This is a genomic window from Ruegeria sp. AB10 (genome assembly GCF_056542745.1).
Map to the genome: position 1 here is coordinate 817,224 of NZ_JBQGAI010000001.1, position 23,219 is coordinate 840,442.

Here is a 23,219-nt window from a genome sequence, read left to right on the forward strand (position 1 = left end):
CACATTCTTCTTTGTTGAAAAGATCGTGGCCGGATCAGCATTTACAAGAGCAGCAAGCGCAGATCGGCGATTCCGCGCCGCCTTTACAATGGCCAGATGAATGGGATCAGCAAAGATGCCAGCAATCCGACCGTCAGGTTCAGCGGCACTCCGACTTTCAGGAAATCGGTAAACCGGTAGCCCCCCGGCCCGTAGACCATCATGTTGGTCTGGTATCCGATGGGCGTTGCGAACGAGGCCGACGCCGCCACCATGACCGCCACCACCAGCGGACGCGGGTCGATCCCGACCGCCTGCGCCAGACCGATGGCAATCGGCGTCACCACCACGGCCACCGCATTGTTCGACACCAGTTCAGTCAGCACCGAGGTCAGCAGATAGACGGCCCAGATGATCAGGAAGGGCGGCAGCACGCTCAGGCCCGGAGCGATCGCTTCGACAATCAGCGAAACGGCCCCGGATTTGTCCAGCGCCGCACCGATGGCCAGCATCGAAAAGATCAGCGCCAGCAGACGGCCCTCGACAAAGGAAAACGCCTCATCGGCGTCGATGCAGCGGGTCAGCAGCACCACCGCGACGGCCAGAACCGATAGCAGCAGGATCGGTGCCACACCCAGCGCGGCTAGAACGACGATCCCCACCAGCGCACCAATGGCAATCGGCGCATGGCTGCGCCGGAACGCACGGGCCGAGGGCTGGGTGACGTCGACCATGTCCATGTCAGATGCCAGCTTTTGGATATCTGCAGGGGACCCTTCAAGCAGCAGCGTATCGCCGACCCGCACCACCAGATCATCCAACTGACGCCCGATGTTCTGGTTCCGCCGATGCACTGCCAGCACATAAACACCATACCGGCGGCGCAGACGCAGCGCGCCAAGCGTTCGGCCGACCATGCGGCAACCCGGTGTGATCAGCACCTCAACGGTCTTGGTCTCAACCGCCGAAACCTGATCGACACGTTTGAGTTCCTTGTTGCTTTGCAGGCTCAGCAACTCGGTCATCTCGGTGCGCAGAACAACGCGGTCGCCAAGCTTCAGCTCAACCCCTTTCAGGTTGCGCCGCAGCGACTCGTCACCCCGGATCACGTCGATCAGGCGCACGCCGGGGCGTTTGAACAGCTGCACCCCCGTCACTTCGCGCCCGATCAGGTTGCTTTCGGGAGGGATGACGGCTTCGGTGAAAAACTTCATCTTGGACCGGTCGGACAGCAGCGTTGCCATGCTGTCGCGGTCCGGCAACAGGCGCGGCGCGACGAAACGCAGATAGACCATGCCATAGATCACCAGAGCGATGCCCAGCGGCGTGACCTCGAGGATCGAAAACGCCTTCATCCCCTGCGCCCGTGCAACACCATCCACCAGCAAGTTGGTCGAGGTCCCGATCAGGGTCAGCGTTCCGCCCAGAATTGCCGCGTAACTCAGCGGGATCAGCAGTTTCGAGGCCGGAACATTCAGCGTGCGCGCAATCTGCACAAAGACCGGGATCATCACCACAACGACCGGCGTGTTCGACACCACCGCTGAGGCCAGTACGACAAACGCCATCAACAGACCGATGGCAAATCGCGGGTTCACCTGCGCCTGCTTTTGCGCGGTCGAGGTAAACGCATCCAGCGCCCCCGTCCGCACGAGGGCGCCCATGATGATGAACATTGCCGCGATCGTCCACGGTGCAGGGTTGGACAGCACGGCCAGCGCGCTCTGATACGGCAGGATGCCCGTGACCAGCATGATGGCCACGCCACCGATGGCGACCACTTCGGTCGGGTAAACCTCGCGCAGGAACATGACGAACATGCCCGCAACGACCATCAGCGCCAATATCGCGCTGCCCGTTTCTGTCAGTTGAAGGAATTGCATTCTTGGTTTTGTGTCCGAACCTTGGCCTGGCTTGCGCGCCCGTCGGGCAGTTTCACGCATTGCGCGCGGCAGAGCAAGCCTTACTGCGGCCCAGCCTGCTGCAAGCGCCCGCCAACGCGGACCATCTGCACAGATTTTGCGTGCCCGTCGCGGTCATCAGTCTCGACGAACACACCGCTCAGAGTTGCCTCGCCATTCGCAGGGGTAAACCGCGCCTTGGGCATCCCGGTGATGAAACGGCGCATCGGTTCGACCTTGTCCATGCCGATCACCGAGTCATAGTCCCCGCACATCCCAGCATCGGTCAGGTAAGCTGTGCCACCCGGCAAAATCTGCGCGTCTGCCGTGGGCACATGGGTATGCGTCCCCACCACAAGGCTGGCGCGTTTGTCGCAGTAATGCCCCATTGCCATCTTCTCGGACGTCGCCTCGCAGTGCATATCAACGATGATGGCCTGCGCCTGCCCGCCGCGCGGGTGCGATTTCAGGATCGGTTCAACGGCCGAGAACGGATCATCGAAGGGCCGTTTCATGAACACCTGCCCCAGCACCTGCACGACCAGCACCTTGCGGCCTCCGGGTGCGTTGAACAGGCGATGCCCCCGCCCCGGCGCGCCTTTGGCAAAGTTCACCGGGCGTACGATGCGCGACTCTTTTCCAATGAATTGCAGCATGTCTTTCTGGTCGAACGCATGGTCGCCCAGCGTCAGACAATCCGCACCCGCGTCCAGCAGCAGCTTGGCGTGATCCCCGGTCAGACCCATCCCGTTCGAGGCGTTCTCGCCATTGACAACAACAAAATCCAGCCGCCATTCGTCGCGCAGACGTGGCAGATGTTGCTGTACGGCCGTGCGTCCCGCGCGGCCCATGACGTCACCCAGAAAAAGTATCCTCATCCAACCTGTCCTAAGTGTGGTAATGGCCAAGCACAAGTGGTTAAGCTGCCTGCATAATCCGCCAAAGCCCTTTCAACAGGAGATTCGTGATGACTCGCCCCCTTATTGCCGCTCTTGGCCTGATCGCACTTGCCGCTTGTGATGATGTGCCTACACCGGATTCCTCTACCGAACTGGCCAACCCCGCGGCCACGTTCTGCGTGGAAAGCGGTGCGAAATACGAAATCCGCGACGGTGACAACGGGCAATCGGGCGTCTGCATTCTGCCGGACGGGCGCGAAGTGGATGCCTGGGAATATTTCCGCGAGAACAGCCCGACCTGAGACACTCAGGCCGGAAACGTCAGTACCCGGCTTTCGGTGATCACCATGTCCAGCGGCTGATCGGTGGGCTCCAGCGGCAGCCCTTCGGCCTCTTGCGCGTCAAAGGCAAAACCGATGGCCAACGTCGGGCGTTTGGCACGCAACCCTTCCAACGTGCGGTCATAGAACCCGCCGCCATAGCCCAATCGCCCGCCCTGCGCATCGAAGGCGACCAGCGGAACGATCAGAATCTCGGGGTCGAAATAATCATCAAGCTCGGGCACTTTGGCACCGAAAGGTCCGTCTTTCAGCGCCCCCTCGGGCGTCCAGCGCGAAAACTTCAGCGGTTGCCCGGCAGCCTGAATCACCGGCACACCGACAGGGCCATAGGCCGAGGCCTCGGCCATTGCAGCCAGCGGATCAATCTCGGTGCGGATCGGCATGTAACCCGACAGAGGCACGCCCCGGTGTCCGGCCAGCACCTCGGACAGGCGCCCGGCGGCTCCGGGCAGACGGGTGTCAAACGCAGCCTTGCGGCGCGCAAAAGCCGCCTTGCGCGCGGCGGCTTTGATGTCAGTCAGATCGGTCACAGTAGCACCACGCTGGCAAGCCCAAGAAAGATAAAGAACCCCATGACATCCGTTGTGGTTGTCACAAAGGTCCCTGACGCCAGCGCCGGGTCAACACCCATGCGGTCCAGCACCACCGGTACTACCGTACCTGCAAAGCCCGCGATGACCATGTTCACGACCAAGGCCGATCCGATCACGACACCCAACATCGGAGAATCGAACCACATCATCCCCACCGTCCCCAGCACGATGGCAAAACACAGCCCGTTCAACATCCCCACCAGCAGTTCCCGCCGGATCACACGCATCACGTTTGCGTTGGTCAGGTCGCGCGTTGCCAGCGCCCGTACCGCCACTGTCAGCGATTGCGTCCCCGCATTGCCGCCCATAGACGCCACGATCGGCATCAGAATCGCCAGCGCCACCAGCTGATCAATCGCCGCCTCGAACTGTGAAATCACCAGCGAGGCACAGATCGCCGTACACAGGTTCACCGCCAGCCACGGCAGACGTCGCCGGCTGGTCGCCGCCACGCTGTCCGAGATTGAGCTTTCGTCGCTAACCCCTGCCAGACGCAGGATATCTTCCTCGTGTTCTTCATCCAGAACGACCATGGCGTCGTCGATGGTGATCACACCAACCAGCCGCCCATCCGCATCGACCACCGGGGCCGAGATCAGGTGGTACTGATTGAAGGCATAGGCCACGTCTTCCTCGTCCTGATCAACGGGGATGGTGTGAAACTCTTCCTCAGCGATGTCGTGCAGCGGCACCTCGCGCCGGGTTGCCATCAACTTGCCCAGCGTGACCTGCGCCACGGGCTTCAGCCGCGGATCGACCAGAACAACGTGATAGAACTGCTCGGGCAGATCATCATTGGCGCGCATGAAGTCGATTGCTTGCCCCACTGCCCAATGCTCGGGCGCCATGACCACCTCGCGCTGCATGAGACGACCGGCCGAGTTCTCGGGGTAGGACAGCGCCTGTTCCGCCGCGATCCGCTCGGAATCCTCAAGCGCATCAAGGATCGCCTCCTGCTGGGGCTCTTCAAGGTCTTCCAGCAGGTCGACAACGTCGTCGCTTTCCATCTCGCGCACGGCGTCGGCCAGAACATCGGGCTTCAGGATGCCGATGATCTCTTCGCGCACCGCCTCATCGAGTTCTGACAGGATGTCGCCGTCAAACTCCTTGTCATACAGACGGATCAGGCGGGCACGGTCATACGGATTGATCTGCTCCAGAAGGTCGGCGATGTCGGCCGGGTGCAGCGGCTCCATCAGCTCGACCAGCTTGTCGCGGTCTTCCACATCAACCGCGTACAAAATGGCCGCTACGGTCTTGCGATCCAGCGCATAGACATCCTCATCGCTGTGCGCGTCATTTACGGGTTCATCAAAGCCTGTTGTCATGTCTGCCCCGTATCATTCGGTCATTGGCCCCTAATTAGAAGAAGCTGCTACCGGAAAACAATGACAATGCGGCGATTTACCGACAAGTTTCGCCCGCCTATGCTGTTTCGCAGTCCCATACAGGCGGAGATGAAGGAAAATGGCGCAAAAAACGCTGCTGAAAGGACGTGTCCTGAGTTTCACCGGCACCCCGTTCGAGGGTGAGCCGGTCGACGCCGTCAAAATCAGCGAGGCGGTTCTGGTCGAAGACGGCCGCATTGCCGCCGTGGCGGATGCTGACAGCCTGCGCGCCGCCCATCCAGACGCTGCCGTAGTCGACTACGGTCAGCGCGTCGTCATGGCAGGTTTCGTTGATGCGCATGTGCACTATCCGCAGACCGCCATGATCGCCAGTTGGGGCAAGCGCCTGATCGACTGGCTGAACACCTATACGTTCCCCGAAGAGATGAAGTTCAGCGACCCGGCCTATGCATCCGAGATCGCCAACCGGTATCTGGACCTGACCGCCGCGCACGGCACCACGACGATGTGCAGTTTCTGCACCATCCACCCCGAAAGCGTCGATGCCTTCTTTACCGCCGCGCAAGCGCGCAATCAGCGTGTGGTCGCCGGTAAAACCTGCATGGACCGTAACGCGCCCGAGAGGCTGCGGGACACGGCCCGGACAGCATATGACCAGTCCGAAGCGCTGCTTGCAAAATGGCACGGGATCGACCGGCTGTCTTACGCCATCACTCCGCGCTTTTCCCCCACCTCCACGCCCGAACAGCTTGAGGCGATGGGCGCTCTTTGGGCCGAGCATCCGCATTGCCTGATGCAAACCCACCTGAGCGAACAGACCGACGAGATCGCCTGGGTCCGCGAGCTGTTCCCCGAGGCGCGCGATTATCTGGACACCTATGAGAAGTTCGGCCTGCTGGGCGCGCACGGTGTCTACGGCCACGTCATCCACCTGGAATCGCGCGAACGCGACCGGCTGCGCGAGGTCGACGCGGCGCTTATCCATTGCCCGACCTCGAACACGTTCATCGGCTCGGGCCTGTTCGACATGACCGGGCTGATGCGGGACGGCCACCGCGTCGGGCTTGCGACGGATACCGGTGGCGGGTCCAGTTTCTCGATGCTACGCACGATGGCCGCCGCCTATGAGATCGGGCAGCTGCGGGGCGCACCCCTGCACGCCGCGCAACTGCTGTGGCTGGGCACCGTGGGATCGGCGCGCACATTACGGATGGACGATTGCATCGGCAATGTCGCACCGGGGATGGAGGCCGATCTGATCGTCCTTGATCTCGCATCGACCCCGGCCATCGCCCAGCGCGAAGCCTGTGCCGACGACCTATGGGAGGCCATCTTCCCCACCATCATGATGGGCGATGACCGGGCGATTTCCGAGGTCTGGATCGCCGGTGAACGCGTCAGCCACTAGGGCCGCAGCGCGCACGCCAACTGGTTCTGCCGCGCGATCACACGGGGCATGTCCAATGTGGTGACATGCCCGTCGCGTACGATCTGACGACCTTCAACAAACAGATGTTTCACATTCATCGGCCCGGCCAGCAGCAACGCCGCCGGGTCCCAACTGCCTGCGCTCTCGATGCCACGCGTGTCCCAGATGGCAATGTCCGCGCGCTTGCCGGGCTCCAGCCGTCCGCAATCGGGGCGGTTCAGAACGTCGGCGCCGCCACGCGTCGCGATCTCCAGCGCCTCGCGGGAAGACAATGCATCCGCACCGTTCGCGACCCGTTGCATCAGCATGGCCTGACGCGCCTCGAGGATCAGGTTGCCATTGTCGTTGCTGGCTGACCCATCCGCCCCCAGTCCAACCGACACACCCCGATCACGCATCGCACGAACCGGTGCGATGCCCGAACCCAGACGGCAATTGGAACAGGGACAATGCGCGACACCGGTCCCGGTTCTGGCGAACAGATCAATCTCTGCCCCGTCCAGCTTGACGCAATGGGCGTGCCAGACATCCGCACCGGTCCAGCCCAGGTCCTCGGCATATTGCCCCGGACGACAGCCGAACTGCGCCTGTGAATAGGCGATATCTTCGTCATTCTCGGCCAGATGGGTGTGCAGCATCACGCCCTTGTCCCGCGCCAGAATCGCCGCATCCCGCATCAGATCACGGCTGACCGAGAACGGGGAACACGGCGCCAGCCCGACACGACACATCGCGCCCTCGGAAGGGTCGTGAAACGCATCTACGACCCGGATCATGTCCTCGAGAATCGCGGCCTCGGCTTCGACCAGCGAATCCGGCGGCAGGCCACCATCGCTTTCGCCAATGCTCATGGCGCCGCGGGTGGGGTGAAACCGCAGGCCGATCTCGGCCGCTGCCGCAATCGTGTCATCCAGTCGCGCACCGTTCGGGTACAGATAAAGGTGGTCAGAACTGAGCGTGCATCCGGACAAGGCCAGTTCGGCCAGGCCGATCTGGGCCGAAACAAACATCTCTTCCGGCCCAAAGCGGGACCAGATGGGATAGAGCGTCTTCAACCAGCCAAACAGCAGCGCATCCTGCCCGCCGGGCACCGCGCGGGTCAGGGTCTGGTAAAGGTGGTGATGGGTGTTCACCAAGCCCGGTGTCACGACACACCCGGCGGCATCGTGAACCTCACCGATGGTTTTCAGGCCGCGGCCAATCTGTTCGATCTGCCCGCCACGGATCAGTATATCCGCGCCAGAAAGCTCACGGCGCGTGTCGTCCATCGTCAGGATGGTGTCTGCATTCTTGATCAGGATTTCGGTCATTCCGCCCCCTTGCTTTACACCCGTTTCGTGCAAGAAGAGCGTTGGCTGGCGGAAAACGGGTACAAGAACCAGCCGGGCAAACCCTAGCCGACCGTTTCAGACCCGGCAATCACTTTCAGTGTTGGCGCAAGATCTCCAGCGCCGCCGCGTGCAACGTGGCATTCGCGGCCGCCAGCACGCGCCCGCCCTCATGCACCGGGCCACCCTGCCAATCAGTGACAACACCGCCAGCCGCTTCGATCACCGCAATCGGCGCCTGAATGTCATAGGCATTCAGGCCAGCCTCGATCACCAGATCGACCTGCCCCGCAGCCAGCAGAGCATAGGCATAACAATCCATGCCATAGCGCGTCAGACGCACCTGTTGCGCCACGGCCTCGAACCCAGCGCGGTCTTCGGGGGTTCCGACCTCGGGGAATGTGGTGAACAGTACCGCCTGGTCCAGGCCGGGGGTCAGGCGGGTCTTCAATGGGACCGTGCCGGTTGGGCCGGTCATCCGCGCGATATCGGCCGACCCCACAAAACGCTCGCCAATATAGGGCTGGTCGATAACCCCCAGAACCGGACCGTCCGGTGTGCTCAGCGCGATCAGCACGCCCCAAGTGGGTGTTCCGCAGATGAAACCGCGCGTACCGTCGATCGGGTCCAGCACCCAAGTCCGGCCGCTGATGCCCTGAACTTGGCCGAACTCTTCCCCAAAGATACCGTCATCGGGCCGGTGTTTTGCCAGAACCGCGCGCATGGCCTGCTCGGCAGCCCGATCGGCAACCGTTACCGGATCAAAGCCCTCGGCCAGTTTGTTGTCGGTCTCAAGATTGGATTGCCTGAAAAACGGAAGAATGGCCGCGCGCGCGGCGTCGGCCATTTCCTCGGCAACATCCAGATCGCTCAAAATGGTCTCTTGCATGCGCTACCCGTGCGGCCCGCGCGTGCCAGAGTCAAGCCCGTTCGCTCAGGCGACGTCGCTCAGCACCCGGGCCAGTTCAAACAGACGCCGGCGTTGATTTTCAGGGATCGCATAGTAGGAACGCACCAAATCCAGAGCTTCCTTGTCCCCCATCAGATCAGCCGGAACCGATTTTTTGCCGGTTGCTTCTTTTTCGGCCTCTTCCAAACCTTCAAAGAAAAAGCTGACAGGCACATCCAATGCCTCGGCGATGTCCCACAGGCGGGATGCGCTGATCCGGTTGGCACCCGTTTCATATTTCTGAATTTGTTGAAACTTAATACCAACTTGCTGCGCCAACTGCTGCTGGGTCATGCCAATCAGCCAGCGGCGATGCCGGACGCGCTTGCCCACATGGACATCGACGTGATGGGTCATTGGTATTCTCCTCTAAACTACACACACAACCGATTTGAGTGCGCGACATGCCTTTTTAACGCAACACTAGCGAGCCGCCCTTAACCACTTCCTAATCAGGAACATGCCCCCAAATCAGCACCTCAGACAATATTGCGCTTTTTCGGTATTTTTTCAAGAAGGTTGAATCTGTTTCGCAGAGCAGATGTTTAAAGTTGTGCCGCGCCAGCCCGGCACACGTCCCTGCCGCAGGGTAAGTCTGACGCGGCTGCCACACTCAATTCCCGGCTAAGAGATTGACAAACCCCAAACAGCACGAACCTATGCGCCTAACCACAGGAGCACACTCATGCTGGCCTATCGAATTCCAACCCAGGGCGCGGCCGCCCGGCTTTGCGATATTGACATCCCGCAGCCTCTGGAAGGGCAGGTGCGGGTCGCCATCAAGGCCTGCGGTCTGAACTTTGCCGACCTGCTGATGCAGAAGGGTACGTATCAGGACACGCCGCCCGCCCCCTTCACACAGGGCATGGAAATCGCCGGAGTGGTCGATGCAGTCGGTCCCGGTGTGTCACATCTGAAAGCGGGAGACCGGATCGCGGTCTATTCCGGTCAGGGCGGTTTGGCCGAATTCGGAGTGTTCGACGCGGACCGCGCGATTCCCCTGCCCGATTCGATGAGCTTCGAAGACGCCGCGGCCATTCAGATCGCCTATGGCACCAGCCACATCGCACTGGACCACCGCGCCCGCCTGCAACCCGGCGAGACCCTTTTGGTCACGGGCGCGGCGGGTGGTGTTGGCCTGACAGCGGTCGAGATCGGCAAACTGATGGGCGCGACCGTGATCGCTCAGGCCCGGGGCGCGGACAAGCTGGCCGTGGCGCAGGCCGCCGGGGCGGACCACCTGATCGACGCATCCGAGGATCTGCGCACGCGGGTCAAACAGCTTGGCGGCGCAGATGTCGTGTATGACGCAATAGGCGGCGACGTGTTCAAGGCCGCCTTTCGCGCCACCAACCCCGAAGGGCGTCTGCTGCCCATCGGTTTTGCGGGTGGAGAGGTTCCGCAGATTCCGGCCAACCACCTGCTGATCAAGAACCTGACGGTGATCGGGTTTTATATCGGGGGGTACCTGACCTTCCGGCCTCAGATCGTACGGAACAGCTTTGAAACCCTGTTTCGCTGGCACGCCGAGGGGAAAATCAAACCCCATATCAGCCACCTGCTGCCCTTGACGGACGCCGAGAAAGGCCTGCAACTGCTGCGAGACCGTACGGCGACCGGCAAGGTCGTGGTCACCCCTTAGCCGACAACCGCCTTCAGGGGGCTACTGCCGAGCATACGGAAATTTTGCCGAACGAGATCGGTCAACGCCTCGACCACGGGGCCACGTCCGGGCTCTCCGCCGTACAGGTTGATCATATGCGCAGGCAGATCGGGCAGCACACCGCCATCGTCGATCTGCACCAGATGCGCCGCCTCGGTGCCGTCCAGCATGGCGTGAATCGCCAGATCGGCGGACACGGTGGCCTCGATGGTGCGGTCGTTTTCGGTTTCCACCGACAGCTCCCACGGTAGGCCTGCCTCATCCAGCGCTGCGATCATTTGCGGCCGGAACATGCACCGACGACCCACCGCAATGGGAATCGGCCGTTTGCGCCAGGCCGACCCGCCGGGCGCGCCAATCCAGCGCAGCGGCAATTCCGCGACGGTTTCAGCACCATCACCCCTGTTTGCTTCGGTCGTCAGAATCAGGTCGCACTCGCCACGCTTGAGCATGTCTTTCAGTTGCAGCGAGTAGGAAGACACCAACTGCACCCGCACCCGTGGAAAATCCGCATTGAACCGCTGCAACACCCGGGGAATCGCCGGGTAAACAATGTCATGCGGCACGCCCAGCACCACCTCACCCTCGAACGCCTGATCGGTGAGTTTCGAGATCACCTCATCATTCAGCGCGATCATGCGGCGGGCATAGGCCAACAGCTGCTCGCCGGACGCGGTCAGCGCGATTGTCCGACCGCTGCGGTCCAGCAGTTCAAGGCCCAGCAGCTCTTCCAGCCGTTTCAGCTGCATCGATACCGCAGATTGCGTCAGGTGCAGGAACCCGGCAGCGCGTGTCACGCCGCCCTGATCCGCCACCGCCACGAATGACCGCAAGGTCGTAATGTCCAGATTTCGCATGTTCACGAATCCTTATGTGTCACTTCATAAACATTCATTTTCAAAATGTGCCTTATCGCGCCATATAAATCAAGGAACTTGATGATACCGCAGAAACTCATCGAGGATCACGGAAAGGACAACAATCATGACCCAAATTGCGATTAACAGACACTGCCCGCCCCGCCGCCGCTTTGGCCTGACCCTGCTGTGGGATGCGCTTTCCCTGCGCCGCCAGCGATGCACCCTGGCAAGGCTGGACGCCCGGACTTTGGAAGATATCGGGATCACGCGCGAGCAGGCCCAGGCCGAGGCGGCCCGCCCAATCTGGGATGCGCCGGAATTCTGGCAAAAATGACTCCGACACTCATCTTTTCGCAATGAATGGCGACCCGTACCCGCAGGTCGCCATTTTTGTTTCGTGTTTTAGCCGGATTCCGCCTCTAAACCCTTGAAACGTGACCCGCAGTTGCCGATATTTGCGAGGAACGGGGTCCGCTTTTCGGACCACGACAAGGATGATGTGAAGGGAGACCCTTTAATGGCACAATTTGACACGATCCGGACGGCGGCCGGCGCGCGCGCTGCCCAGATTGACGAGGGCCTGCGCGCCCACATGAACAAAGTCTACGGCACGATGTCCGTAGGCATGCTGATTACATTTGCAGTGGCATGGGCCGTCGGCTCGAACCCGCAACTGCTGTCGGTGTTCCGTGACCCGGTTACATTGAGCCCGAACATCCTCGGCTGGATCGTGATGTTCGCGCCGCTGGGAATGGTGTTTCTGTTTAGCGGCATGATCAACCGGCTGTCCGCTGCGGGGGCTCAAACCTTTTTCTACGGCTTTGCCGCAGTCATGGGACTTTCGATCAGCTGGATTTTTGCCGCCTTTACCGGCTTTTCCATCGCTCAGGTCTTTCTGGTAACTGCGATCGCCTTTGCCGGGCTCTCACTGTGGGGCTACACCACAAAGAAAGACATTTCCGGTTGGGGCTCGTTCCTGATCATGGGTGTGATCGGCCTGATCGTGGCGTCCATCATCCAGATGATCTGGCCGATTCCGGGCCTGGGTGCTGTGATTCCGTTCATTGGCGTTCTGATCTTTGCTGGCCTGACCGCATATGACACGCAGAACATCAAGACAACCTACCTGCAGATGGCCCATGCCGGCGATCAGGAATGGCTTGGAAAAGCGGCAATCATGGGTGCGCTGAGCCTGTATCTGGACTTCATCAACATGTTCATGTTCCTGCTGCAGCTGCTGGGTAACCGCGAATAACAGCGCTCAGAACTTTTACGTCTGGGGCGGGTCCGAAAGGCTCCGCCCCTTTTCTTTGCGCGTGTGTTTCTCAACGAACGGGCCGCGCAAAAGAAAAGCCTCCGCCGACTTCGGCAGAGGCTATTTCAGAATTCGCGTGAAGCGGTTTTAGCTACAGTTTAGCGCCACGGCAAAACCCGAACTACGCTCGGAAGAGCCCTTGCGATACACTTCACCCGCTGGCAGGCAGCCGGTGAACTGCTCGGCATCACGGCCAAACGTTGCACCGACCTTGTTATCGACGCGGGTGCTGTTGTTCGCGGTGCGCAGCACACCGTACAGAGTACCGTTCACGTTGACCGTGCTCAGGAACAGGTTGGTGTCGGACCCGGTCAGAACCACCGAGTCGGTGTCGCTGCGTCCACCGTTGTCGATTGCGACACGTGCGACTTTCTCTGCTTCGGTTTGGTCGGTCACCACGGGAACAGCGGGCAGCACAGCCAGTTCAGCCGGTACATTCGTCGCAGGCGGCAGGAAGGCAGCCGCACCCGGCACATCCGAGATCGAGCGGGGTTCACCATCGATCCCCGTGAACCCGACGCCTTCGCGGTTATAGGGGTCTTCGCAGGCCGCAAGGGCCAGCACAGTCATTGTGGATAACAAGATTTTTTTCATGACGGCCAACATTTTGGAACGATTTGTTGAAGCGTAGAGGCAAGCCCCGACAAAAAGCAACCCACTGCGGACCCGATTGCCCTGCCCGCTGATGCTTCGTTGCAACGGCGCGAGGGGCCATGAAGCCCTGCCCCCGGAATGACCCGCAAAGAAAAAGGGCCCTGCCGTGGCAGAACCCTTTGAAACTGTCCAAGCTGGACGGCAGATTACTTGATCTTGCCTTCCTTGTACTCGACATGTTTCCGAGCGACCGGATCGTATTTACGAACGGTCATTTTCTCGGTCATGGTGCGTGCGTTTTTCTTGGTCACGTAGAAGTGGCCCGTGCCCGCGGTCGAGTTCAGACGGATCTTGATTGTCGTCGGCTTCGCCATGGTTATCTCCTGCGTCCGAAAAGGCAGGGGCCTTTCGGTTGAATTCCTATGAGCGTGCGCTTTTACCCGGTCGCGCGGCTGAGTCAACCGGAATCCGTCCGTAAAGCTCATAAATCATGAGGTCGGGGTACAGGCTGGTTTGGCTGGTTCACGGTTCTGTGATATGGTCGCGCGATTACACCCGACAAAAGAAGCCGATAACAGGCTCGGACCCCGAGGCGCCACGTCCAGGCGAGACGCTCTGCCAGCAGAGTTTTTATGATCACTTGGGGGGCATGACAGGTGAAGGCATCGGCGAGATGGCGAGGTGGCATGTCTTCGGTTTCCCCGATGGGTTGGAATTGGAACCGGGAAGAACATGCAGAACGTGCCCGGTCCCGACTATCGCTTCCGTGGCAGCCCACCGAACATCTTTTCTCCTGCCAAACACGTTTGAAGGCTATCGCGCGGAAAAGGGCGGCAGAACAGCCAGCCCGTCCTTTGCCCCCAAACAGCATGGCGTGCTTCCGGTACCGGATCGGCATCTGACGCCACGGACGCTTGACTGATCGCGACCGCAGCAGATCGCGACCGGCTGATACTTGCAAGAGGGCTAAAGGACCAGCCTGATTAAAGGTCCTGCATCAACTTTTACAGGAGTTAGACATGCCTATTTTCATTACCTACGCGTCCTATTCACAGGATGGAGTCAAGGGGATGCTGAAAAAGCCTGTGGACCGTACGGCACCTGTCAGGGCTTTGCTGAAAAAGGTCGGCGGCAAGCTTTTGGGTTTCTATATGACGACGGGCGAAAATGATGTGGTGGTCATCAGCGAAGCCCCGGACGGCACTGATGCCGTGGCAGTTGGAATGGCGGTTGCGGCATCAGGCGCGGTGTCAAAAGTTCATACGGTACGCGCTTGGAAGGCGAAGGATTTTGTCTCGGTCACCAAGAAAGCCGCGAAACTGACCGGCGCCTATGCACCACCGGGCAAGTGATTGAAAAAACGCGCGGAGGGCCTGTAAGCCGGATCTTGTTCCGGGGTTGCCCCCTTCGATGACCATTCCTCTAGGCCGTGCATTGCTGCGCGGCTCAAGCTGCCAACCCGGTCCCTCTCGGCCAAGACACGCTTAGCGGCGGTATCGGCTGACGCCGACCTGTCCGCGCGGGGACCCTATTTGGCATTGCTCCCGGTGGGGCTTGCCGTGCCGCCGCTGTTGCCAGCGGCGCGGTGGGCTCTTACCCCACCGTTTCACCCTTACCGTTGACCGAAGTCGCGGGCGGTCTGATTTCTGTGGCGCTTTCCGTCGGGTTGCCCCGCCCGGGCGTTACCCGGCACCGTTGTCTTGTGGAGTCCGGACTTTCCTCTCGGGCTTGCACCCCAGCGGCCATCCGGTCCTCCGCGCAGTGCGGTGGGTATGCTTTGTGTCTGGCGGCGTCAAGGGTGGAGAGGGTGGACAAGGGGCCAGCCCCTTCTTGGCCTGCGGCCAATTCATCCCCGGGATATTTTTGGCCAGATGAAGCTGCGGATCAGGTCCAGAGGGCAGAATGACCAAGTGGAGTGAAATCAGCAGGCTGTAGCGGTCCGTTGCCCCAGGGACGATACCGAAGGCGAACAGCCGCCAGCAGGGTGTCATCGTCCACATCAGCGCTGAACCCTGCCGCGCATGCCACGGTTCGGAACAGGTCAGGCGACGCGTCTTGCGGGCCGTCGTCAATTCCGCGTCGGGCGGCCAATCCGTTTCGCTCTAACCGAAGCCAATCAAAACGGGGGCCGGGATCGTATTTGCGGCCGGGCGCCATGTCGGAATGCCCGATCACACCGCTTGGCTTTATGGCCCAGCGCTTCATGATCTGACGCAGCAGCCGTTCGAGCAACGCCATCTGAGGTTCTGAGAAAGGGTGCGTACCGGTATTGTCCAGCTCAATCCCGATGGAGCGCGAATTGATATCCTTCTGCCCGTGCCATGCCCCTGCCCCCGCATGCCAGGCGCGGTGTTCCTCGTGTACCATCTGCCAAAGCGTGCCATCCCTGCCGATCAGGTAATGGGCCGAGACCTCGTGTTCGGGATTGCACAAACGATCCAGCGCCGCCTGCGCGCTGTCCATCGCGGTATAGTGGATGACCACCAAAGACGGAGTCAGCCCGTCCCTGCGCTCACCAAAATTCGGGGACGGGTGCCAGATGGGTGTCTGTGGTTCAGTTGTTGACGGCACTGCGGAACGTGCTTGGGTCCCAACCGCAGGCGAAACCGTCGCCATCAGGGTCCAGGCCTTTGCGATCCTTCTGCGGTCCGCCGTTGGACAGGAAATCGATCTGCGCCTGATCGGCCGACGGGTAGCGGGCGCAGTTGCGCTGTGCCTTGGCCTGCAGGTTGAACCCGGCACGGCTGTAGAGCTGGGTTCCCACCGGGTTCGAGGTGTTCAGCGCGTATTGCACGATATTGGGCTGACCGTCCGAACCACGGGCCGGAACGGCTGTTGGTGCAACAACCTCATAGGTCTGACGGTTCTGTTCGATCCGCGCTGCATCGGATTCGATGGTTCGGCGATCCGAAACCGCGTCGAAGTCCTGTTCGTCCGAGATCCCGTTGTTGATGGGATCTTCGACCGGTGACGCGGGCGGTACATATGTGGGTTGCCCCGACGTGCTGGCCAAGGCAGCTGCGGTTGCCGAGGCAAGGTCAGCGTTTTCGCCGGTTGGCAGAGGAGCGTCAGCGCCGGGCGCGCCCAATTGTTGCTCGGTCACCTCGGCGGGGCCAAGCAGAGGATTTCCAGTGTATCCCTGCCCTGCCAACTGCGCCTCGCGCTGCGCCTGGTAGGTGGGCGTGTTGAAATCCGGGCCACCCACTGGTGCCACCGTATCACAGGCGGCCACCAACCCGATTGCGGGGATCAGAAGCGTAAAGCGCATCCAGCTGCTCCGTCTTGTATTGTCTTGCCTGACCCGAGGCTTACCACCATTTACCCGGCTTGGCCACAAACCCGGCCGCGTTCTCAAGCGCGTAAGCCGTGTTGAGCAGATCGCCCTCTTCCCACGGACGTCCAATCAGCTGCAGACCAAGCGGCAGGCCCTGCTTGTCCAGACCGGCAGGCACCGAAACACCCGGCAGGCCGGCAAGGTTCACCGTCACGGTGAAGACGTCGTTGAGGTACATCTGAACCGGATCAGCCTCGGTCATCTCGCCCAGAGCAAAGGACGCCGACGGTGTGGCCGGGGTCAGAATCGCGTCAACTCCTGCGGCGAAGACATCCTCAAAGTCTTTCTTGATCAGCGTGCGAACGCGGCGTGCGCGGTTGTAATAGGCGTCGTAGAAGCCCGCAGACAGCACATAAGTGCCGATCATGACACGGCGCTGAACCTCGTGACCGAAGCCCTCGGCGCGGGTTTTCTCGTACATCTCGGTGATGCCGTCCCCCTGCGCCAGCGTGGCGCGGCGGCCATAGCGGACACCGTCATAGCGGGCCAGGTTCGAGGACGCCTCGGCCGGGGCAATCACGTAATACGCAGGCAGCGCGTATTTGGTGTGCGGCAGCGAGATATCGACGATCTCGGCACCCGCGGCTTTCAGCATCTCGGCACCATCGGCCCAGAGCTTTTCAATCTCGGCGGGCATACCGTCCATGCGGTATTCCTTGGGGATACCAATTTTCTTGCCCTTGATGTCGCCAGTCAGCATCGCTTCGAAATTCGGCACGGCCAGCTCGGCGCTGGTGGAATCCTTGGGGTCGTGACCGCACATGGTTTCCAGCATGATCGCCGCATCGCGCACATTCTTGGTCATCGGACCGGCCTGATCCAGCGAGGACGCAAAGGCCACGATGCCCCAGCGCGAGCAGCGACCATAGGTCGGCTTGATGCCGGTGATGCCGGTGAAGGCGGCGGGCTGGCGGATCGAGCCGCCGGTGTCGGTGCCGGTCGCGGCCAGGCACAGGTCCGCAGCCACGGCCGAAGCCGAGCCACCGGACGAGCCGCCCGGGGTCAGCTGCGCATCGTCATTACCGCGACGCCATGGGCTGACGGCATTGCCGTAAACGGAGGTTTCGTTGGACGAGCCCATGGCGAATTCGTCCATGTTCAGCTTGCCTAGCATGACGGCCCCGGCATCGGCCAGTTGCTGCGACACGGTGGACTCGTATTCCGGCTTGAAGCCTTCCAGAATCTTCGAGGCCGCCTGCGACGGCACGCCCTTGGTGCAGAACAGATCCTTGATGCCGATCGGCAGACCACACATGGCAGGCGCGTCGCCACCCTTGATCCGCTCATCCGCAGCCTTGGCACGTTCCAGCGCGATCTCGGGCGTCTTGTGGACAAAAGCGTTCAGCGCATCGGCGTCATCGATGGCCTTCAGGCAGGATTCGGTCAGCTCGACCGAGGTCACGTCACCCTTGCGCAGCGCGTCGCGGGCCTCGGCCAGGCCCAGTTTGTTCAGATCGCTCATGTCTTACTCCACCACTTTGGGGACTGCGAAAAAGCCCTCGCGCGCGTCGGGGGCGTTGGCCAGAACCTTGTCCTGCTGGTTGCCGTCGGTGACCACATCCTCGCGCCGCTTCAGGCGCATCGGCTCGACCGAGACCATCGGCTCGACACCTTCGACATCCACTTCGTTCAGTTGCTCGATGAACCCAAGGATGGTGTTGAACTCGGACGCCAGCGCGGGCAGCGCGTCATCCTCGACCTTGATCCGGGCCAGTTTGGCCACCTTGGCGGCGGTGCTTTGGTCAATCGACATCGGAAAACCTCATATGCGTTAGGGGGCATTTACCTGTCTGGGGGCCGGGTCGCAAGACCGCCGAGGGGTCGATCAGCCGCGTTTCGGCCTGCGCATGGCTACTGCCATTCAATTTTGCATATCCCCTATACGCAAAAGTAAACCGAATAGTTCATTTTCGGCATTGAAAAACTATACTGAACGGTTCATTTCATGATGTATGGCACAGCCACTAACCGGAGAAAGACAATGAAAACGTTCATGACCGCATTCGTATTGGCGACCACTGTTCTTGCAGCTCAGGCGCAGGCCTTTGGCCCCACCATGAACACCCTGACGCGCGACCTGACCTTCCCGGAAACCGTCTCGCAGCCCGTCACGCAGGATCAGACCAAGCTGAGCAAATGACATCCCCCCTCTCCGGGTCGGGTATCCGACGCCTGGCCCGGAAAAACTGCAATTGACTGCTGCGCTTATTGCGTCCAACCGCTAGGGTGATCAAAGTGATCCGCCGGACCAAACATCTGGGCCGGCAAGCCAACGGAGCAGTAGATGAGCGCGCGCAAACAAGCAGTTCTGGACGCAATTGATGCGGCCAACACCCAAGACCCCAACCTAGATGGCGGCCAGCCGGTCGAGCTGCTGTACGGCCAGCGCATGAGCGCTGAGCTGGACCGGCTTTTCCCGGACGCCTCAGATGTGCTGCAAATTGCGGCTCGGGGTCAGCATGTCGAGCGCTGGAAACTGGCACGCAGCGAATACCCCGAGGGCCGCGCCGGATATCTGGCCTGGCGCAAGGCGCAGGGCGTCCATCACGCCGAGGCTGTCATGGCGATGATGGAACAGGCCGGTTACGGCGCGGATGACATCGAAGCCGCTGGACGGATGCTGCGCAAACAGGGCATCAAGCGCGACGACGAGGTGCAGGCGCTGGAAGATGTGATCTGCTTCGTTTTCCTCAAGTGGTACTTCGCGCCCTTCGCCGAGAAGCACTCAGCCGAGAAGATTCAGAGCATCGTTGAAAAGACTGCCCGCAAGATGTCGGCCGAGGGTCGGGCGCGGGTCCTGTCCGAATTTGACCTGCCCGAACATCTGGCCGCTGCGTTTCAAACCTGAGTTTCAGGTCTGAGACGCGCGGGCCATGTGCCTGCGATAGATCTCGATCATCCAGCCCAGCATGGTGGCGTTCAGGATATGCCACATGAAATGTGTGCCCAGTGGAAGCTGGGCGCAAAGGGGTTCGTCCAGAGCCCGGATGATGATCGAGGCGATCAGGATGCCCGCCCCGATCGCCAAGCCACGCGCTGTTTCGGGGACGCGATTGCGCAGCAAAAATGCGTAGATCAGAATCAGCAGCGGCACCGGAGCATATGCCGACGATCCACCCAGACCCGGAATGAACTGGAACAGTGGGATCGTCGCTGCGGCATAGGGCACGAACAGAAGGGTGACGATCAGGGCATAGCCTGGCCGCATGTGCCAGACATCCCGATTGATGGCGAAGATATAGACCAGAATATACAGCAGAATCGGCGCGACATCGGCCATCGCGGCCCAGACCTGCGCATGGGTGTGGAACAGGTAACTGCCCACTCCGATCACCGCGAGGATGATCACCAGGCCCATTGCCAGAGGCATCCCCTGCCCGCGCACACGCCGCCACATGACAAAAGCCGCGATCAGAAACGCCGCGTTTGTCACGGCGTTGATCGGCTCGGCCCAATAGGCGGGCGACAGGCGCTCGCAATAGCCGTCAATTTCCTGAAACCAGTCCATGAACTTTTACATAACCGATGCTAGGTTGATGCCAAGAGCTTGTTTTGGGAGGACGTTTTCATGAACATCATTTGGCTGGGGCACGGCAGTTTCCGCATCGAAACCGAAGGGCAGGTTCTGCTGATCGACCCCTGGCTGACCGGCAACCCGGTGCTGGAGGACCAACATCACGACACTGCGTTGAACGGGGCGACGCATATTCTGCTGACCCACACGCATTTCGACCATGTGGCTGATGTTGTTTCGCTGGCCAAGCACCTGAAAGTGCCCGTGGTCGGCCAATACGATCTGATGGGGTATTGGGCAGAGGCGGAAAGCATCGAAACCATCGGCTTCAATAAGGGTGGCACGGTGAACCTGAACGGGGTGATGGTGTCGATGGTGCCCGCCTCGCACAGCTCAACCTTCTCAACCCCTGATGGCCTGCGCACGGGCGGCAGCGAGGTCGGGTTCATGATCGCGTCCGAGGGGCATATGCTCTATGTCTCGGGCGACACAGACATCATGGCCGATATGGACTGGATGGGAGACTATTACAAACCCGATATCGGCATTCTGTCAGCGGGTGGCCATTTCACTATGGACATGAAAGCAACGGCCTATGCGGCCAAGCGGTACTTCAACTTCAAGACCGTAATTCCCTGCCACTACAAAACCTTCCCGATTCTGGAACAGTCCGCTCAGGCGTTGATCGACGGGCTACCGGGTGTGGATGTGATCGAGCCCGAACTGATGAAACCGATCACTCTCTAGGATCACGCCGCGCGGCAAAGAAGGCTTTCAGCAGGTCGGCGGCCTCCTGTCCTGCGATGCCGTCATAGATCTCGGGGACATGGTGTGCCTGTTTATGGGTGAACACCCGCGCGCCGTGAGTCACGCCGCCGGATTTCGGATCGGCGGCGCCATAATAAATGCGTCGGATACGCGCCGCGGCCAATGCCGCCGCACACATTGCGCAGGGTTCCAGCGTCACATAGAGGTCATGGTCAGGCAACCGTTCAGACCCGGCCGCGGCGCAGGCGGCGCGCAGGGCCAGAATCTCTGCATGTGCCGTGGGATCGTTCAACTCACGCGTCCGGTTTCCAGCTGTGGCTACAACGCGACCGTCAGGCGCGACGATGACAGCGCCCACCGGAACCTCTCCGCGATCTGCCGCTGCGCGCGCCTCGGCCAGCGCCTTGTCCATATGCGATCTGAACTCCATGCCTCTGACTGCATCAGAAACCTGTCTTTCGCAAGCGGGCGGGATGCGCTATGGGCTGCGGATGACCAAAACCCCTCCTCCCGGCGATCGGATCGCCAAAGTGCTTGCCCGCGCAGGTGTTGCCTCGCGCCGTGAAGCGGAACGCATGATCGAAGCTGGCCGTGTGGCCGTGAATGGCAAGACCATCGATAGCCCTGCCCTGAACGTCACCGGCAAAGACAAGATCACCGTTGACGGCAAGCCGGTGTCCGAACCTGAACCCTCGCGCCTGTGGCTGTATCACAAGCCGCCCGGCCTGGTGACGACGACGCGCGACGAAAAGGGCCGCGCGACCATCTTCGACAATCTGCCCGAAGACATGCCCCGCGTCATGAGCGTTGGTCGGCTCGACCTCAATTCCGAAGGGTTGCTGCTGCTGACCAATGATGGCGGCATCAAGCGCAAGCTCGAATTGCCCTCGACCGGATGGTTGCGGAAATACCGCGTGCGTGTGAACGGGCGGCCCAAGGACGAGGATTTTGCCCCTCTGCGCAAGGGCCTTGTGGTCGATGGCGAGCGGTTTTTGCCCATGGACGTCTCGCTGGACCGCCAGCAGGGCGCGAATGCCTGGCTGACCATCGGCCTGCGCGAAGGCAAGAACCGCGAAATTCGCCGCGCGATGGAAGATATCGGCTATGCCGTGAACCGCCTGCTGCGTGTGTCCTATGGACCATTCCAACTGGGCAGCCTGAAACAAGGCGAGGTCGAGGAAATCCGCCGCCGCGTGATGCGCGATCAACTGGGGCTGGATGCGGAACCCGAAGCCAAGCCGAAACGCCCCGCACGACCGCAACGAAAACGGGCGCCAATCGGCAAGAAAACTCGCAAGTGACGCGGGTTTGCCAACCTTCCCCCTAGCGCCAAGCCCTCGTATCGCCTAAATTTTCCGTGAGCGTTGCTTATGGGGGGCGTCATGTCAGGGACCGGAGTGCAAAAACTGGCCTATGCGGCCTTGTTGGTGCTGTTGTTCGGTGTCTGCACCGGCGTACTGGGGGGCCTTTAGCGCATGTCACAGCGGTATGGCGGAAAATTCAGCCCTCAAGGCGGTGGGTCCGACGACGACAAACCGCCGCGCGGGCAATTCCACGGCGCAAGGGTCGAACCGGCAGGCGCGCGGGTAAATATTCTGTTCTTGCCCGCCATACCACTGGTGTTTCTGTCGCTGAACGACGGTGCGATCGGGATGACGATCGGGCTGATCGCAGCAGGCCTTCTGACCGGTGCCGCCTTTCTTCTGCGCGAGGGCTTGCGCGCCGAGGCCGCCTTTAACGCGCGCCGCACCGCCCGCCGCCCGGCCTTTCCCCGCAAGATTTTCGCAAGTGTACTGACCGGGCTGGGTACCGCGTTGGCCGCATATCGGTCCGAATATCTGGACGCCGAGACTGCCGCGCAGGCCAGTCTGGTGGCTCCGATCCTGTTTGGCGCGGTGGCCACGGTGCTGCATTCGGTGTCGTTCGGGCTGGACCCGATGAAAGACAAGGGCATGGAGGGGGTCGACACCTTTCAGCAGGACCGTGTGGCCCGGGTGGTCGAGGACGCCGAAACCCATCTGTCCGAGATGACCGATGCCATCAAACGCGCCGGCGACCGCCGAGTCGAAGCGCGGGTCGAACGGTTTCAGGACACCGCCCGCGATCTGTTCCGCACGGTCGAGGAAGACCCGCGCGATCTGGCAGGCGCCCGTAAATACCTGACCGTCTATCTGCAGGGTGCGCGCGACGCGACAGTGAAGTTCGCCGACGTCTTTGCTCGCACGCGCGACGCGCAGGCGCTGGCCGACTACACCGCCCTGCTGGACGATCTGGAACAGAATTTCGCGGCCCGCACCCGCAAGATGCTTTTGGATGACCGCAGTGATCTGACGGTTGAAATTGACGTGTTGCGCGAACGTCTGCAACGCGAAGGCGTCCGGTTGGACTGACCGGACAGTTATT

At 61.0% G+C, this 23,219-nt stretch carries 27 protein-coding genes and 1 other RNA gene; 11 read left to right on the plus strand and 17 right to left on the minus strand.

Annotation, left to right across the window (positions count from 1 at the left end; translation table 11 throughout):
- Window positions 1-83: 83 nt before the first annotated feature.
- Complete coding sequence (locus ACR0NT_RS04105) at window positions 84-1,862, minus strand: SLC13 family permease (protein WP_170441036.1); 1,779 nt, start codon at window positions 1,860-1,862, stop codon at window positions 84-86.
- Between the two features lie 80 nt (window positions 1,863-1,942).
- Complete coding sequence (locus ACR0NT_RS04110; RefSeq protein WP_170670667.1) at window positions 1,943-2,758, minus strand: TIGR00282 family metallophosphoesterase; 816 nt, start codon at window positions 2,756-2,758, stop codon at window positions 1,943-1,945.
- 89 nt (window positions 2,759-2,847) lie between these two features.
- Between ACR0NT_RS04110 and ACR0NT_RS04115 the strand changes: the two genes are divergently transcribed.
- On the plus strand, window positions 2,848-3,081 hold the full coding sequence (locus ACR0NT_RS04115; protein WP_170441032.1) for a DUF333 domain-containing protein: 234 nt from the start codon (window positions 2,848-2,850) through the stop codon (window positions 3,079-3,081).
- Between the two features lie 5 nt (window positions 3,082-3,086).
- Here the strand turns inward: ACR0NT_RS04115 and ACR0NT_RS04120 are convergent, their stop codons facing one another.
- Together ACR0NT_RS04120 and mgtE are read right to left on the minus strand one after the other, a co-directional pair.
- On the minus strand, window positions 3,087-3,650 hold the full coding sequence (locus tag ACR0NT_RS04120) for a 5-formyltetrahydrofolate cyclo-ligase (RefSeq protein ID WP_170670665.1): 564 nt from the start codon (window positions 3,648-3,650) through the stop codon (window positions 3,087-3,089).
- A complete protein-coding gene (gene mgtE / locus ACR0NT_RS04125) occupies window positions 3,647-5,041 on the minus strand; it encodes a magnesium transporter (protein ID WP_170441028.1) in 1,395 nt (464 codons plus the stop codon). Before mgtE ends, ACR0NT_RS04120 begins: the two co-directional genes overlap by 4 nt.
- A 139-nt stretch (window positions 5,042-5,180) precedes the next feature.
- On the opposite strand from mgtE, the gene guaD reads away from it, so the two are divergent.
- Window positions 5,181-6,470 carry a guanine deaminase gene (guaD, locus tag ACR0NT_RS04130; protein ID WP_170670663.1) on the plus strand — a complete coding sequence of 430 codons (1,290 nt, stop codon included), beginning with the start codon at window positions 5,181-5,183 and terminating at the stop codon, window positions 6,468-6,470.
- On the opposite strand, the gene ACR0NT_RS04135 is transcribed toward guaD, so the two are convergent.
- From ACR0NT_RS04135 to ACR0NT_RS04145, 3 genes are all read right to left on the minus strand, one after another.
- A complete protein-coding gene (locus tag ACR0NT_RS04135; protein ID WP_170670661.1) occupies window positions 6,467-7,801 on the minus strand; it encodes an 8-oxoguanine deaminase in 1,335 nt (444 codons plus the stop codon). The genes guaD and ACR0NT_RS04135 overlap by 4 nt on opposite strands.
- 115 nt (window positions 7,802-7,916) lie before the next feature.
- Window positions 7,917-8,708 carry a histidinol-phosphatase gene (hisN, locus tag ACR0NT_RS04140; RefSeq protein ID WP_170670659.1) on the minus strand — a complete coding sequence of 264 codons (792 nt, stop codon included), beginning with the start codon at window positions 8,706-8,708 and terminating at the stop codon, window positions 7,917-7,919.
- 45 nt (window positions 8,709-8,753) lie between these two features.
- Entirely contained in the window at window positions 8,754-9,125 is a 372-nt protein-coding gene (locus ACR0NT_RS04145) for a helix-turn-helix domain-containing protein (protein ID WP_058280151.1), read from the minus strand.
- A 328-nt stretch (window positions 9,126-9,453) separates the two neighbouring features.
- Between ACR0NT_RS04145 and ACR0NT_RS04150 the strand changes: the two genes are divergently transcribed.
- The gene (locus ACR0NT_RS04150) at window positions 9,454-10,410 is read left to right on the plus strand and encodes an NADPH:quinone oxidoreductase family protein (RefSeq protein WP_170441019.1); all 957 of its coding nucleotides are present in this window, start codon (window positions 9,454-9,456) and stop codon (window positions 10,408-10,410) included.
- Here ACR0NT_RS04150 and ACR0NT_RS04155 read toward each other — a convergent pair.
- Window positions 10,407-11,288: a LysR family transcriptional regulator gene (locus ACR0NT_RS04155; protein ID WP_170441017.1), complete on the minus strand. Its 882-nt coding sequence runs from the start codon at window positions 11,286-11,288 to the stop codon at window positions 10,407-10,409. The genes ACR0NT_RS04150 and ACR0NT_RS04155 overlap by 4 nt on opposite strands.
- A 127-nt stretch (window positions 11,289-11,415) precedes the next feature.
- Here ACR0NT_RS04155 and ACR0NT_RS04160 point away from each other — a divergent pair, with 127 nt between their 5' ends.
- Window positions 11,416-11,625, plus strand: a complete 210-nt coding sequence (locus ACR0NT_RS04160; RefSeq protein ID WP_170670657.1) for a YjiS-like domain-containing protein — start codon at window positions 11,416-11,418, stop codon at window positions 11,623-11,625.
- A 183-nt stretch (window positions 11,626-11,808) separates the two neighbouring features.
- A complete protein-coding gene (locus ACR0NT_RS04165; protein WP_170441013.1) occupies window positions 11,809-12,546 on the plus strand; it encodes a Bax inhibitor-1/YccA family protein in 738 nt (245 codons plus the stop codon).
- Between the two features lie 147 nt (window positions 12,547-12,693).
- On the opposite strand, the gene ACR0NT_RS04170 is transcribed toward ACR0NT_RS04165, so the two are convergent.
- A complete protein-coding gene (locus ACR0NT_RS04170) occupies window positions 12,694-13,200 on the minus strand; it encodes a hypothetical protein (protein ID WP_170441011.1) in 507 nt (168 codons plus the stop codon).
- A 206-nt stretch (window positions 13,201-13,406) separates the two neighbouring features.
- Entirely contained in the window at window positions 13,407-13,574 is a 168-nt protein-coding gene (gene rpmG, locus ACR0NT_RS04175) for a 50S ribosomal protein L33 (protein ID WP_005630270.1), read from the minus strand.
- Between the two features lie 645 nt (window positions 13,575-14,219).
- Here rpmG and ACR0NT_RS04180 point away from each other — a divergent pair.
- On the plus strand, window positions 14,220-14,552 hold the full coding sequence (locus ACR0NT_RS04180) for a GYD domain-containing protein (RefSeq protein WP_170441009.1): 333 nt from the start codon (window positions 14,220-14,222) through the stop codon (window positions 14,550-14,552).
- A gap of 8 nt (window positions 14,553-14,560) precedes the next feature.
- On the opposite strand, the gene rnpB is transcribed toward ACR0NT_RS04180, so the two are convergent.
- The 5 genes from rnpB to gatC all read right to left on the minus strand — a co-directional run bounded on the left by rnpB (window position 14,561) and on the right by gatC (window position 18,287).
- An RNA gene (gene rnpB / locus ACR0NT_RS04185) (RNase P RNA component class A) lies at window positions 14,561-14,958 on the minus strand.
- 126 nt (window positions 14,959-15,084) lie between these two features.
- Entirely contained in the window at window positions 15,085-15,771 is a 687-nt protein-coding gene (locus tag ACR0NT_RS04190; protein ID WP_480442637.1) for an N-acetylmuramoyl-L-alanine amidase, read from the minus strand.
- Entirely contained in the window at window positions 15,755-16,468 is a 714-nt protein-coding gene (locus ACR0NT_RS04195; protein ID WP_170670651.1) for a hypothetical protein, read from the minus strand. The genes ACR0NT_RS04190 and ACR0NT_RS04195 overlap by 17 nt, the downstream gene beginning before the upstream one ends.
- Window positions 16,469-16,508: 40 nt before the next feature.
- Window positions 16,509-17,996 carry an Asp-tRNA(Asn)/Glu-tRNA(Gln) amidotransferase subunit GatA gene (gene gatA, locus ACR0NT_RS04200; protein ID WP_170670649.1) on the minus strand — a complete coding sequence of 496 codons (1,488 nt, stop codon included), beginning with the start codon at window positions 17,994-17,996 and terminating at the stop codon, window positions 16,509-16,511.
- Between the two features lie 3 nt (window positions 17,997-17,999).
- Complete coding sequence (gene gatC / locus ACR0NT_RS04205) at window positions 18,000-18,287, minus strand: Asp-tRNA(Asn)/Glu-tRNA(Gln) amidotransferase subunit GatC (protein ID WP_170325838.1); 288 nt, start codon at window positions 18,285-18,287, stop codon at window positions 18,000-18,002.
- 228 nt (window positions 18,288-18,515) lie between these two features.
- Between gatC and ACR0NT_RS04210 the strand changes: the two genes are divergently transcribed.
- Window positions 18,516-18,674: a hypothetical protein gene (locus ACR0NT_RS04210; RefSeq protein ID WP_170670647.1), complete on the plus strand. Its 159-nt coding sequence runs from the start codon at window positions 18,516-18,518 to the stop codon at window positions 18,672-18,674.
- A 144-nt stretch (window positions 18,675-18,818) separates the two neighbouring features.
- Window positions 18,819-19,382 (plus strand): DUF4202 domain-containing protein, encoded by a 564-nt coding sequence (locus tag ACR0NT_RS04215; protein ID WP_170670645.1) that lies wholly within the window; start codon window positions 18,819-18,821, stop codon window positions 19,380-19,382.
- Window positions 19,383-19,385: 3 nt separating this feature from the next.
- Here ACR0NT_RS04215 and ACR0NT_RS04220 read toward each other — a convergent pair whose 3' ends face one another.
- A complete protein-coding gene (locus ACR0NT_RS04220) occupies window positions 19,386-20,042 on the minus strand; it encodes a ceramidase domain-containing protein (protein ID WP_170670643.1) in 657 nt (218 codons plus the stop codon).
- A 60-nt stretch (window positions 20,043-20,102) separates the two neighbouring features.
- Between ACR0NT_RS04220 and ACR0NT_RS04225 the strand changes: the two genes are divergently transcribed.
- A complete protein-coding gene (locus ACR0NT_RS04225) occupies window positions 20,103-20,795 on the plus strand; it encodes a metal-dependent hydrolase (protein WP_170670641.1) in 693 nt (230 codons plus the stop codon).
- On the opposite strand, the gene ACR0NT_RS04230 is transcribed toward ACR0NT_RS04225, so the two are convergent.
- The gene (locus ACR0NT_RS04230; protein ID WP_170670639.1) at window positions 20,785-21,246 is read right to left on the minus strand and encodes a nucleoside deaminase; all 462 of its coding nucleotides are present in this window, start codon (window positions 21,244-21,246) and stop codon (window positions 20,785-20,787) included. The genes ACR0NT_RS04225 and ACR0NT_RS04230 overlap by 11 nt on opposite strands.
- Before the next feature lie 61 nt (window positions 21,247-21,307).
- Between ACR0NT_RS04230 and ACR0NT_RS04235 the strand changes: the two genes are divergently transcribed.
- Window positions 21,308-22,117 carry a pseudouridine synthase gene (locus tag ACR0NT_RS04235; protein WP_480442639.1) on the plus strand — a complete coding sequence of 270 codons (810 nt, stop codon included), beginning with the start codon at window positions 21,308-21,310 and terminating at the stop codon, window positions 22,115-22,117.
- A 174-nt stretch (window positions 22,118-22,291) separates the two neighbouring features.
- Window positions 22,292-23,206, plus strand: coding sequence for a 5-bromo-4-chloroindolyl phosphate hydrolysis family protein (locus ACR0NT_RS04240; protein ID WP_170670636.1), 915 nt, complete (start codon window positions 22,292-22,294; stop codon window positions 23,204-23,206).
- The last annotated feature ends 13 nt before the right edge of the window (window positions 23,207-23,219 follow it).